Raw genomic sequence first — 12,461 nt, 5'->3', positions numbered from 1 at the left:
TCTTGCACCGCCAGCGCTCGCCTGTCGCGCGCTGGCGGCTATCGTTCCTGTTCTGCCGTTGCGCGATCAGCCGTAGCGTCCGCCGGTGACGTGCAGCACTTCGCCGCTGATAAAGCCCGCGCGCTCGCTGGCGAGGAAGGCCACCGCGTCCGCGATGTCGTCCGGGCGTCCGACGCGCTTGATCGGCTGGGCGGCCACGGCGCGCTCTTTGATCGTTTCGTAGGTCGGAAGCGCCTGCACCATTTCCGTTTCCATGAAGCCGGGCGCGACGCAGTTCGAGGTGATGCCGTAGCGGCCTTCCTCCATGGACAGCGCCTTTGCCATGCCGATCAGGCCTGCCTTGGCAGCCGAATAGTTCGCCTGCGTGGGGTTGCCGAGATACGCGCGCGAACTGATGTTGATGAGCCGCCCCCAGCCCTGTTCGATGAAATGCGGCATGACGGTCCGGGCGGCCAGAAACGCGCCCTTGAGCATGACGTTCATCACGAAGTCCCAGTCGTCCGCGCTCATCTTCACGAGATACTTGTCGCGCGGCGCACCGGCGTTGTTGACTAGAACGTGCACGCCGCCGAAATGCGCGACCGTTTCATCCACGACGCGCTGGACGTCGGCTTCGCGTGTGATGTCGCCCACGACGCAGTGCGCGGCCAGTCCTTCGTCCTGCAGCGCCGTCGCGGTGGCTTGCGCGAGTTCAGCGTTGATGTCGGTGATGACGACCTTCGCGCCTTCCTGCGCGAGACGCCGCGCCGTGGCGGCGCCTAGCCCGCGCGCCGAACCGGTGACGATCGCGACCTTGCCGGTCAAACCCAGATCCATGTGTCTCTCCTGAGAAAATATTGATCAGCGCAGATCGACCCGCGCATTGTTCAGAACCACGACATTGCGTTCGACGGCGGTCACGCGTAGCGACACCGTGCTGCCGCGCATCCACATCTCGGTACGCAGCGTGTCGCCGGGCCAAGCGGGCGCCGTGAAGCGCACGCGCATGCCCGCGAAGCGCGCGTCGTCGTAATCGAGCACCGTGCGCAGCACCGCATGGGCGGCGACGCCCATCAGGGCCATGCCGTGCAGAATGGGGCGCGCAAAGCCCGCCGCGGCGGCCACGGCGGGGTCGGCATGCAGCGGATTAAGGTCGCCGCTCAGGCGGTAGATCAGCGCAAGCTGCTCGGGTGTCGCGAGATCGCATACGTGGTCGGGCGCGCCGTCCGGCATCGCATGGGGCGCGGGCGGCGCACCGGCGCTGCCGCCTGCGCCAAAGCCGCCGTCGCCGCGCAACAGGCTCAGTTGCACGACGGTCGCCAGCGGGCGGCCCGTTTGCGCGTCGGCGATCTCGCGCGTCTGCTGCAGGAACGCGCCCTTGCCGGGGCCCTTGTCCCACAGCCCGGTAATGCGCGTCGTGCCGTTGATGCGTCCGCTGGCCGGCAACGGTGCGTGGATCCTGATCTCCTGCTCGGCGTGCAGGATCTTTTGCCAGGTGATGCCCGTGTCCGCTTCGCGCGCCCAGAAACCGGGGTAGGCGAGCACGTTCGCCATCGTCGGCAACGCGCGCAGCGACTGACCGTCACTGCCTTCGTAGACATAACGCAATTGCCCTGCGTCGAGTGGGTCGGCTCCAAGGCCGAGACCGAGGGCATAAACCTGGCTATCGCGCAGCGAGTAAGCCTGCTCGATGGAAGGAAACGGACGGTTCAACAAGTAATCGGCTCGGAGCGGCATGGCGAACGTGGCATCGTTTGATTCGAGTTCGTACGATGGGTCCGCACCGCCCGCCGGTCAACGGAAGCGCGACCATTGTTCCGTACCTTGGTAGACGTCCTGCCGGTCCCGGAAGTCGGCGCGCGTGCCCGTCTTGCGGGGACGATTCCATCTTCCGGAACGTTTTCGCCAATGAGGTTGTTCCGGATCGGCCGCCCGGCGCAGCATCCTGTCGTGTTCCTCAATCTTTCAAGCGTACCGACATGATTCGCGATCAAGAAACGCTCAACGGCCTGCTCGACTCCATCGCCCGATTCGTGCGCGAGCGCCTCGTGCCCAACGAGGAATTGGTGGCCGAAACCGACGAGATTCCCGACGATATCGTCGCCGACATGAAGGCGATGGGCCTCTTCGGTCTCACCATTCCCGAGCGCTTCGGCGGCCTCGAACTGACGATGGAAGAGGAAGTGCTCGCGGTGTTCGAGCTGTGCCGCGCTTCGCCGGTATTCCGCTCGCTGCTGGGGACGACCGTAGGCATCGGTTCGCAGGGCATCCTGTTCGACGGTACGCCCGAGCAACAGGAGAAATACCTGCCGCGCTTAGCCACCGGCGAACTGATCGCCTCCTTTGCGCTGACCGAGCCGGAAGCCGGCTCCGACGCGGCCTCGCTTCGCACGACGGCGATCAGGGACGGCGACGACTACGTGGTCAACGGCACCAAGCGCTTCATCACGAATGCGCCCCACGCGGGCATCTTCACGCTCATGGCCCGGACCAATCCGGAAGACAAAGGCTCGGGGGGCATTTCGGCATTCATCGTCGATGCGAAGACGCCGGGCTTAAGCTTCGGCAAGCGCGACAAGAAGATGGGGCAGAAGGGCGCGCATACCTGCGACGTGATCTTCGACAACGTGCGCGTGCCGGCGGCCAACCTGATCGGCGGGAAGGAAGGGCAAGGCTTCAAGACCGCGATGAAGGTGCTGGACAAGGGCCGCATCCACATCGCCGCGGTGTGTGTGGCCGTGGCCGAACGCATGTTGTCGATGGCGTTGTCGTACGCGGTGGAGCGCACGCAGTTCGGCAAGCCGATCGCCGATTTCCAGCTCGTGCAAGCCATGCTGGCCGACAGCCGTGCCGAAATCTATGCGGCCCGCTGCATGGTGCTGGACGCCGCGCGCCGCCGCGACGACAAGCTGCCGGTGAGCACCGAGGCGTCCTGCGCCAAGCTGTTCGCGTCCGAAATGTGCGGCCGCGTGGCTGACCGCGCCGTGCAGATTTTCGGCGGTGCGGGCTACATGGCCGAGTATGGCATCGAGCGCTTCTACCGCGATGTGCGGCTGTTCCGCATCTATGAAGGCACGACCCAGATTCAGCAACTGGTGATCGCCCGCGCCATGATTCGCGATGCTCAATAACGCCGAGGGAGAGGATGTAATGACGGACTCTGGCAAACGCTGTAATGAACAGCGTGCCGTGGATGAACAGACGATCGGCGCCGGACCATCGGCGGTCAGCGCGGATTCGAGCGGTGCACGGCGCGATAACGTCAACTGGGCATGGACAAGCGGCGCGGGCCACTACGACTGGATGGATCACGCGCCGCTCTTTCATCACCGCGACTGACGTCGGCGCGCTACTGTTCCGTACTTCGACCGGCCCGACACGCGCGCCTTGAAAGCGCATTCGCCGGGAAAACCCCGAGTTTTCCGACCGAGTTGCCATTGCCCGCCCGGTCGCGATTCCAGAGTACGGAACGCGGCTACGCTTTGATTTGACTCGTTTGCGCCTCGCTCGTGTAATGCAAGGCATCGGAGGGACGAGACAATGGAGCTATCGATGTCGCTGCAGGCAAACCAGACAGCGCTGCGTTCGTCAGTGCATGAAGACGCGAGCCGGTACGATGCGTCGATTCGAGAGATCGGAGACAGCGAGCCTGCCGAGGGCGCGCACGCGTCGCCGGGCATGGTCGCTCCGCTGGCGCGAAGTCTGGCGATACTGGCGGCGTTTCCACCGCACGAGGCCTGGCTCGGCAACCAGGAGCTCATGATCGGAACCGGCATCCCGGCACCGACGGTTTCGCGGATCGCGCGCTCGCTCGTCGCACTCGGGTATCTGCATTATTCGCCGGAGCGCCGCAAGTATCGGCTCGCCGCCCCCGTGCTGTCGCTCGGTTATGCGGCGACGGCCCATTCCAACGTACAACTGCTCGCGCGACTCGAAATGCAGGCGTTCGCGACCGGAAGCGAGACCTACGTGATGCTCGGCTCGCGGGACCGTCTCGACGTGATCGTGCTCGGAACGTGTGTGAGCAAACCCGCATCGGTCGATCTCAAGCTGTATGCGGGCACGCGCCTGCGCATCGCATCGTCGCCGATGGGCTGGGCCTTGCTCGCGGCGTTGCCGGAGCTCGAACGCTTCTATCTGCTCGGCAATATCGAGCGCAAGGCGGGGCGCGACTGGCCCGGCCTGCGCCGCCGTATCTGCCAGGGCATCTCGCAGGTGCATAACGTCGGCTATTGCATGTCGATCGGCGAATGGGAGCCGGACCTGACGATCATCGCCGTGCCGCTGGTGGTGCAGGACCAGACGCCGCTCGTACTCGCCTGCATCGGGCGCAGTGCCCGGCTCGGGCGGGCGCGGGTCGAACGGGAACTCGGGCCGCGGCTGGTTGCGGCCGCGCAGCGCTTGCAGGAGCAGGCGGGCGTCATCGACTGAAACGAACATGGACAAGACCGACATGCACAATGGTGTAACGCTGACCGTCGAACGCGGACTCGAAGTGCTCCATGCGTTTCGTGCGACCCGCGCCCCGTTGTCGAACGCGGAACTCGTGCGCCGCACGGGGCTGCCGAAGGCCACGGTATCGCGGCTGACGACGACTCTGATCTCGATCGGCTATCTGCGCCGGGTGGGCGGCGGACGCCAGTTCGAACTCAGCGCGGGCGCACTGAGCATGGGGCACGCCTATCTGGAAGCGAATCCCGTCACGCGGCTGGTGGCGCCCGTCATGCAGCAGCTTGCCGACAAGCTGAATCTGTCGGTTGCGCTGGCGGTGCCGCATCGGCTCGACATGGTGTATATCGCGTGGCGGGCGAGTGCGACCATCGCCACGCTGCGCCTGGGCGTCGGTTCGCTTCTGCCGATGGCATCGACAGCGGTAGGACGCGCCTATCTGTATGCGCTGCCGGACGCGGAGCGCGAACCGTTGATTGCCGAGTTGCTCGAAGCGGCCGGAGACGATGCGGGAACGGTACGCACGAATCTCGATGCCGCATTCAGCGATCTGAAGGAATCGGGCGTATGCATGTCGGTAGGCGAGTATCAGCGCAACGCGTTTGGCATTGCATTGCCGATCGTGGTCGGCCGAACCCGCACGCTGATGGCGCTCAACTGCGGCGCGGTGGAACTGGAGCCGGACATGGCGGCGATCCGCCGGCGCGTGGCGCCCGCCTTGAAGGCCGCGGCGCTGACGCTGGCCAGTGTGCTGAACGACATCGACTGCGAGCCTTGACGGGAACGCCCGCGCATCGGTTGGATCGCGCTCAACGCCCCGTATGACACTCGCGCTCCAGCCGTTCGCGGTGATCCGGATGCGCGACGGCAATGATCTTCGGAATGCGCTCGGCAATCGACAGGCCGCGCAGATCGGCAATCCCGTATTCGGTGACGATCACGCATGCGTCGCTTCGCGGCACCGTCACGGGCCCCGATACGCGCGTGACGATACGGCTGTGCCGGCCGGCGGTCGACGGTAACGCAACCACGGGCACGCCTCCCCGACTAGCCTGCGCCGCACGCAGAAAATCGCCGACGCCACCCACCGCACCGACATACGTATCGCCGATCGCCTCGGCGTTGACCTGGCCCGTGAGGTCCACCTCCACCGCCGAATTGATCGCGACGAAGCGATCGATCCGGCGCAGCACGTCGGGATCATGCGTGTATTCCGTGCCGCGCAACTGGATCGCAGGATTGCGGTGCGCGAAACGGCGCGTGCGCGCGGAGCCCATGATGACCCCGCCGATGGTGATGCCGGTATCGATCGTCTTTAGCGCATTCGTCACGACACCCGCCTCGCACAACGCTGCGACGCCATCTCCGATACTGCCGGTGTGCACGCCGAGATCGCGTCTGTCTCGCAGTTGCGCCATCACCGCGTCCGGGATCGAGCCGATCCCCGTCTGCAGCGTCGCCCCGTCTTCCACCAGCGATGCGACATGCCGTCCGATCATCTGCTCAACCGGTCCCGTCTCGGCTGCCGGAGTGTCGGGGAACGACGCGTCCGACGCCACCAGCAGATCGATGTCGGCTTGCTGGAGATACGGGCCGCCGTAGGTCCACGGCACGTCGGGATGGACTTCCGCGACGATCGCGCGTGCATGTTTGACCGCTTCGACCAGATACTCGCGTGCGAGCCCGAGGCTGTATCGGCCATGTTCATCCGGAGGCGATACCTGCAGCATCGCGACATCGATCCGCAGGCGGCCGCTGCGAATCAGTTCCGGAAGCTGGGAATAGTGCACAGGAAGGATATCGAGCACGCCCGCGCGCGCGAGCTTGCGATTGGTGCCGCTGCCGCAATAGGCGAGGAAATCGAAGGCGTCGGCATGTTCTGGGCTGAGTACGTCGGCAAGACCGATACCCAGAAAGAGGCGGATCCGCTTCAGATGCTCCCGTTGAGTGACGAGCGCGCGCATGAGCGTCACCGGCTCTGCATGCGACTGACCCCACATCACGGTATCGCCTGGACGAATGAGCGCGCTGAGTTCCCGGCAGTCGCCGGGTGGATAGGCATTGATCACTGATTCAGTGTGGTTCATGCGTAGAAGAATTCAGTTGCGACGTTAAGCGATCCTGTGCGCTGGCCGTGAACGCGTCAACGCGCGGCCGGGCGTTGTTCCGCGCGTCGAAACTTCCTTTGGCGCGCCGTCTCGCGCGCAGGCTTTCGAACGACACGCGGTTTCAAAGTACGGTAGAGGATCTCAGGCCCGATTGACGGTGCGATGTGTGCGCTCGATCATCGGCAGCACGAACACAGGAATGCAGGGAACGAATCGCTCGTTCCGCCGGATTGCTTTCACCCCCGGTCCCTGAGGCTGCGTCGAGGAGACGGAATATCGATGGAACTTGCACGAACGGGAACGCATGGCCAGTTCATCCGGCCCGCAGTCGATGAAGTCCGGTTCGGTGCGGGATGCATCGACCAGTTGGCGCAACTGCTGGAACGCGATGGCATTCGCCGGGCAGTCGTCGTCACTGGAAAGACGCTCGCCAACACGCCGGCCCTGCTCGATGCCGTGATATCGGCCACGGGCGGGCGTTGCGCCGGGATGTTCTGCGAGACGCAGCCGCATGTGCCGCGCGAAACCGCCATCGCGGCCGCCGAATTCCTGCGCGAGAAGGCGGCCGACGCGGTGATCAGTCTCGGCGGCAGCACGCAGAGCGACACGGCCAAGGGCGCGGTGTGGGCGCTCGCCGATGACCTGCGTGCACCCGCGGATTTCGAACCGTGCGCGATCCGCTTCGACTATCCATCGACCCGCATCGTGCCGCCGATGAAAGGCGCGGCACTGCCGATCTACGCGGTGCCCACGACGCTTTCGGCGGGCGAGTTCACCGATATCGCCGGATTGTCCAATTCGGCAAAAGGCGAGAAAGACCTGTATCGGGACCGCAAACTCGGTGCGCGCGCCGTTCTTCTCGACCCGGAACTGACGCTGAATACGCCTGAATGGCTATGGCTGTCCTCCGGCATCAAGGCGGTCGATCATTGTGTCGAGGCGTGGTTCTCGATCACCGCGCAACCGATGGTCGATGCGCTGGCCATCGAAGGGCTGGCCGCGCTCATGCGCTGGTTGCCCGTTACCCGCCGCAATCCCGGAGACCTGGAGGCGCGCATGCACTGTCAGATCGCCGCCTGGCTTTCGGTGTCCGGGCTGGCGAATGTCAGCCTGGGTCTCAGCCATGGTTTGGGGCATCAACTGGGTGGCCGCTGCAAGGTGGCGCATGGCCATACATCCTGCGTGCTGCTGCCGCAGGTCGTTCGCTTCAACGCCGAGGCCACCGCTGAGCGCCGCGCGCTGCTGTGCCGCCGTCTCGAGGCCATGCTGGGCCGGCCTCTCGAAGCCGGCGCGTTCGAGGATGCGCTGCGTGTGCTGATCGTCGATGAACTCGGGTTGCCGTCCCGGTTACGCGACCTGAGCGTCGCCCGTGAGGATCTGCCTTTTGTCGCGCGCGCCGCATTGCGGGACCCGATCGTGGCAACCAATCCCAGGCCGATCCGCTCGGCCGACGAAGTGATGGCCGTGCTGGATGCGGCGTGGTGATGCGCGTTGCGGAACGATCGACATCGGGTTTTTTAGGGAGACTTGAAATGGGAAGGTTGGACGGCAAGGTCGCGTTCGTGACCGGCGCTGGGGGCGGCATCGGCACTGAAATCTGCAAGAGCTTCATCGCCGAGGGCGCACGGGTGCTGGCGGGCGATGTTCATCTGAATCTCGCGGAAGCAGCGGCCGACGCCAGCGGAGGCGGGGACAAGATCATTCCGGTCAGGCTCGACGTGACCGACAAACAGAATGTGTGCGAGGGCCTCGCACGAGCGGCGCAGGCATTCGGACACATCGACATCCTGTGCAATGCCGCCGGCGGCTCCACGCCGGATGACGCCCGCGTGACCGATGCGCCGGAAGACGAGTTCTGGCGGGCCATCAAGCTCGATCTGTTCGGCACGTTCCTCGTGTGCAAATACGGCATCCCGTATCTGCAGCAAGCGGGCGGCGGCTCGATCATCAATTTTTCCTCGATGGTTGCGCTGATGGCGCTGAGCGACCGCGACTGCTACACGGCCGCGAAGGGCGGCGTCCATGCACTGACGCGTTCGTTGGCGCTGGAATATGCCGCGTCCCGCATTCGTGTGAACGCGATCGCACCGGGCCTGACGCTGTCCGAACGCGTGCGGCATCTGGTAGGCGAGCGCGAGGAACTGCGCAAGCTGGCGGACCAGTGTCTTCTGGGGCCCTGCGAGCCTGCCGACATGGCGCATGTGGCGGTCTATCTGGCTTCGGACGAGTCGCGTCGCACGACGGGACAGACCATTCCCGTGGACAGCGGCGTCACGATCTATTGACCGGATTTCGCGTTCCGGCAGGCAAGGGCGCAGCGCAGGGGACGGGCGTCTCGCGATGCTTATAAAAGGACATTCGATGAGCAAGGGAACCGCAATCGTGACAGGAGGCGCCGGCACACTCGGTCTGGCGATTTCACGCGGCCTCAGGGACGACGGCTGGAACGTCGTCATCCTCGACCGGCCGGAGTCGCTCGCGGACTTCGCGCCGCCCGAAGGCATTCGGGCGGATGCGCTGGACGTGACCGACTTCGATGCCTGCCGCAGCTATTTTTCCGGGCTGACGGAACTGTCGGTGCTGGTCAACAATGCCGGGATGGCCAGGCTTGCGCCGGTGCGCGAGATCTCGCTCGCGCACTGGGACGAAGTGCTGAAACTCAACCTGACCGCGCCGCTGGTCCTGACTCAACTGGCGACCGGTCTCCTCGCGCGCAGCGGTCACGGCGCGATCGTCAACATCGCGTCGATAGCGGGGATTCGCGCCGGGTTCGGGCGGGTCGCCTATGGCGCCTCGAAGGCCGGCATCATCCAGTTGACGCGCCAGACGGCGCTGGAATACGCGCCCTTGGGGGTGCGCTGCAATGCGGTCGCGCCCGGCCCGGTCGAGAGCGCCATGTTACGCGAGCAACTTTCGAAGGAAGACTTCGCGGAGTACCTCGACGATATCCCCTTCAATCGCATGGCCGAGCCCGATGAAGTCGCCGATGCGGTTGCGTATCTCGCATCTGAAAAGGCCCGCTACATCACCGGGCAATGTCTGGCGGTCGACGGCGGATTCCTGGCGGCGGGAGCCGGCATCAGAAAAGCGCACCAACTGGCCAGTTGATGCACGGCGGGTATTCACACTTTCCAAGTACGGAACGCACCAGGAACCCATGTTGCCGCGGACGAACCGCCAACATAGATTGACTCGAAATTCAAACTAGATCAGGAGACGGAGAAATGTTGAAACCAGTCGTTGCAATCGCTGCTTTTATATTATTCGTCATACTAACGAACGCCGCCGCTCAGACATCCGACAAGACAGTCAAGGTCGGCGTTCTTACCGACATGTCCAGTACCTACGCCGACTTGTCCGGCAAGGGATCGGTGCTTGCCGCGAAGATGGCCGTCGAGGATTTCGGCTCGAAGGTGCTCGGCAACCCGATCGAACTGGTGTCCGGCGACCATCAGCAAAAAGCCGATGTCGCCGCGTCGCTCGCGCGTGAATGGTACGAGCGCCAGGGCGTCGACGTCATCGTCGATCTGCCGAATTCGGGCATCGCCCTTGCCGTCCAGAATATCGCGAAGAACCTCGGCCGCATTTCCATCATCTCGTCCGGATCGGCCGACGTGGCGACGAACAAGGAGTGCTCGCCGACTGGTGCGATGTGGACCTACGACAACTACTCGTCCGGACGCGTCCTGACATCGGAGGTGAAGCCGGGATCGACCTGGTTCTTCCTGACGGTGGACTCGGTGGGCGGCACCTTGTTGCAGAAGTCCGCCGAATCGTTCATTCAGGCGGCGCAGGGCAAGGTGGTGGGGACCGTGCGGTTCCCGTCGAATGCAGCCGACATGTCTTCGTTCCTGCTGAAGGCGCAGGCGTCGAAGGCGCAATACATCGCCATGGCGGGCGCCGGCACCGATACCGTCAAGCTCGTGCATCAGGCGCGCGAGTTCGGCGTTACCGACGGCGGACAGAAGCTCGTGGGGCTCGTCGTGTTCCTGACCGACCTGAAGGCGATGGGGCTGGATGACGCCCAGGGTCTCACGTATTCGACGGGTTTCTTCCCGAACCAGAGTCCCGAAGCGCTCGCATGGTCGAAGCGGTTCCAGGCGCGCAACAACGGCGCGATGCCGAACGACAGTCAGGCAGGGGTCTATTCCGCCGTGCTGCATTACCTGAAGGCCGTGCAGGCCGCGAACTCGAAGGACGCAAAGACGGTGATGGCCAGGATGCGCGAGATGCCGGTCAACGACATGTTCGCCAGAAACGGCAAGTTGCGCGAAGACGGCCGCATGGTGCACGACATGTACCTCGTGCAGGTGAAAAAGCCGTCCGAGTCGAGCAATCCGTGGGACCTGCTCCAGCTGGTTCGCGTCGTGCCCGGCGATCAGGCCTTCCGTCCGCTTTCCAAAAGCGAATGTCCGCTGCTCAGCCAGAACAAGTGAGCGGGCGCTTTCATGAACGATACGATTCTGGAATGCCGTAACCTCGCGAAAGCCTTCAGCGGCTTTCGCGCGGTCAACGGCGTCGATCTGAAGGTGCGTCGCGGCTCGATCCATGCATTGATCGGACCCAATGGCGCCGGCAAGACGACGCTCTTCAATCTGCTGACCAAGTTTCTGGTCCCCACGACCGGGCAGATCCTTTTCAACGAGCGCGACATCACGCCGATGGCGCCATCCGATGTCTCGCGTCTCGGGCTGGTGCGCTCGTTTCAGATCTCCGCCGTGTTTCCTCACCTGTCGGTGCGCGACAACGTGCGCGTGGCGTTGCAGCGCGCCCGTGGAGGATCGTTCGATTTCTTCCGCTCCAGGAACGTGCTGAACGTATTCAACGACCGTGCGATGGAATTGCTCGCGGACGTCGGTCTGACCTCGCACGCGAATATCGCTGCGGTGTCGCTGTCGTACGGCCGCAAGCGCGCGCTCGAGATCGCGACGACGCTGGCGCTGAACCCCGACATGATGCTGCTCGACGAGCCCACCGCGGGGATGGGGCACGAGGAAATCGAGCGCATCGTGGAACTCGTGCGCCGCGTCAGCAGCGGCCGCACCGTGCTGATGGTCGAACACAATCTGTCGGTGGTGTCGTCATTGTGCGACCGGATTACGGTGCTCACGCGCGGTCAGGTGCTCACCGAAGGCGACTACGACACGGTGGCGTCGAACCCGGAGGTGCAACAAGCTTATCTCGGGGGCGGTCATGGCTGAACCAACGCCCGGCCGGGCGATGCTCGAACTGCGGGACCTCCACGCATGGTATGGCGAGAGCCACATCCTGCATGGCGTGAACATGGACGTCCGAAAGGGCGAGGTGATTACCCTGCTCGGCCGCAACGGCGCGGGCAAGAGCACGACGCTCAAGTCGATCATGGGGCTGGTCGCCAGGCGTCGCGGCTCGATCCACAAGGACGGCATCGAAACCATCGGTCTGCTGCCGGAGCGCATCGCGCATGCCGGCGTCGCGCTGTGCCCCGAAGAGCGAGGCATCTTTTCGAGCCTCTCGGTTCGCGAGAATCTGATGTTGCCGCCGGTGCTGCGCGGCGGCGGCCTCGACATCGAATCGATCTTGCAGCTTTTCCCCAACTTGCGGGAACGCATGGATACGACGCAGGGCACGAAGCTTTCGGGAGGCGAGCAACAGATGCTCGCGCTCGGCCGCATCCTGCGTACCGGTGCCGACCTGCTGCTGCTCGACGAGCTGACCGAGGGCCTCGCGCCGCTGATCATCGAACAGATCGGTCACACGATCCGGAGGCTCAAGGAGCTTGGCTTCACGCTGCTGCTCGTCGAGCAGAACTTCCGGTTTGCCGCCACGGTTGCCGACCGGTTCTACGTGATGGAGCACGGGCGCATCGTCGATGGCTTCGGCATCGACGAGCTGCCCGCCAATGTGGAAAAACTGCATGCCTATCTGGGCGTTTGAGGACGCGAT

The 12,461-nt window shown here is 64.4% G+C and carries 13 protein-coding genes; 10 read left to right on the top strand and 3 right to left on the bottom strand.

Annotated features, from left to right (window positions below; translation table 11 throughout):
* Positions 1 to 66 precede the first annotated feature (66 nt).
* Both AWB70_RS08385 and AWB70_RS08380 read right to left on the bottom strand, forming a co-directional pair.
* The gene (locus AWB70_RS08385) at positions 67 to 816 is read right to left on the bottom strand and encodes an SDR family NAD(P)-dependent oxidoreductase (protein ID WP_053571361.1); all 750 of its coding nucleotides are present in this window, start codon (positions 814 to 816) and stop codon (positions 67 to 69) included.
* A gap of 24 nt (positions 817 to 840) precedes the next feature.
* Positions 841 to 1,716, bottom strand: coding sequence for a MaoC family dehydratase (locus AWB70_RS08380; protein ID WP_053571360.1), 876 nt, complete (start codon positions 1,714 to 1,716; stop codon positions 841 to 843).
* A gap of 242 nt (positions 1,717 to 1,958) precedes the next feature.
* Here AWB70_RS08380 and AWB70_RS08375 point away from each other — a divergent pair, with 242 nt between their 5' ends.
* The 4 genes from AWB70_RS08375 to AWB70_RS08360 all read left to right on the top strand — a co-directional run bounded on the left by AWB70_RS08375 (position 1,959) and on the right by AWB70_RS08360 (position 5,206).
* Positions 1,959 to 3,110: an acyl-CoA dehydrogenase family protein gene (locus AWB70_RS08375; protein WP_053571359.1), complete on the top strand. Its 1,152-nt coding sequence runs from the start codon at positions 1,959 to 1,961 to the stop codon at positions 3,108 to 3,110.
* Positions 3,111 to 3,168: 58 nt separating this feature from the next.
* The gene (locus tag AWB70_RS38690) at positions 3,169 to 3,318 is read left to right on the top strand and encodes a hypothetical protein (RefSeq protein ID WP_159680190.1); all 150 of its coding nucleotides are present in this window, start codon (positions 3,169 to 3,171) and stop codon (positions 3,316 to 3,318) included.
* Between the two features lie 213 nt (positions 3,319 to 3,531).
* Positions 3,532 to 4,410, top strand: a complete 879-nt coding sequence (locus AWB70_RS08365) for an IclR family transcriptional regulator (protein ID WP_053572077.1) — start codon at positions 3,532 to 3,534, stop codon at positions 4,408 to 4,410.
* A 7-nt stretch (positions 4,411 to 4,417) separates the two neighbouring features.
* Positions 4,418 to 5,206, top strand: coding sequence for an IclR family transcriptional regulator (locus AWB70_RS08360; protein ID WP_053571358.1), 789 nt, complete (start codon positions 4,418 to 4,420; stop codon positions 5,204 to 5,206).
* 31 nt (positions 5,207 to 5,237) lie between these two features.
* On the opposite strand, the gene AWB70_RS08355 is transcribed toward AWB70_RS08360, so the two are convergent.
* Positions 5,238 to 6,515 carry an acetyl-CoA hydrolase/transferase family protein gene (locus AWB70_RS08355; RefSeq protein ID WP_053571357.1) on the bottom strand — a complete coding sequence of 426 codons (1,278 nt, stop codon included), beginning with the start codon at positions 6,513 to 6,515 and terminating at the stop codon, positions 5,238 to 5,240.
* A gap of 300 nt (positions 6,516 to 6,815) precedes the next feature.
* Here AWB70_RS08355 and AWB70_RS08350 point away from each other — a divergent pair, with 300 nt between their 5' ends.
* From AWB70_RS08350 to AWB70_RS08325, 6 genes are all read left to right on the top strand, one after another.
* On the top strand, positions 6,816 to 8,021 hold the full coding sequence (locus AWB70_RS08350) for an iron-containing alcohol dehydrogenase (RefSeq protein ID WP_053571356.1): 1,206 nt from the start codon (positions 6,816 to 6,818) through the stop codon (positions 8,019 to 8,021).
* A 47-nt stretch (positions 8,022 to 8,068) separates the two neighbouring features.
* On the top strand, positions 8,069 to 8,821 hold the full coding sequence (locus tag AWB70_RS08345; RefSeq protein WP_053571355.1) for an SDR family NAD(P)-dependent oxidoreductase: 753 nt from the start codon (positions 8,069 to 8,071) through the stop codon (positions 8,819 to 8,821).
* 76 nt (positions 8,822 to 8,897) lie between these two features.
* Positions 8,898 to 9,644, top strand: coding sequence for an SDR family NAD(P)-dependent oxidoreductase (locus AWB70_RS08340; protein ID WP_053571354.1), 747 nt, complete (start codon positions 8,898 to 8,900; stop codon positions 9,642 to 9,644).
* A 116-nt stretch (positions 9,645 to 9,760) separates the two neighbouring features.
* The gene (locus AWB70_RS08335) at positions 9,761 to 10,972 is read left to right on the top strand and encodes an ABC transporter substrate-binding protein (RefSeq protein WP_053571353.1); all 1,212 of its coding nucleotides are present in this window, start codon (positions 9,761 to 9,763) and stop codon (positions 10,970 to 10,972) included.
* 12 nt (positions 10,973 to 10,984) lie between these two features.
* Entirely contained in the window at positions 10,985 to 11,737 is a 753-nt protein-coding gene (locus tag AWB70_RS08330; RefSeq protein WP_045460667.1) for an ABC transporter ATP-binding protein, read from the top strand.
* A complete protein-coding gene (locus tag AWB70_RS08325) occupies positions 11,730 to 12,452 on the top strand; it encodes an ABC transporter ATP-binding protein (protein ID WP_053571352.1) in 723 nt (240 codons plus the stop codon). Before AWB70_RS08330 ends, AWB70_RS08325 begins: the two co-directional genes overlap by 8 nt.
* The last annotated feature ends 9 nt before the right edge of the window (positions 12,453 to 12,461 follow it).

This window comes from Caballeronia cordobensis (genome assembly GCF_001544575.2).
Lineage (GTDB): Bacteria > Pseudomonadota > Gammaproteobacteria > Burkholderiales > Burkholderiaceae > Caballeronia > Caballeronia cordobensis.
Note: the sequence above shows the minus strand (reverse complement) of the source record. Positions and strands in the feature narration are given on the sequence as shown.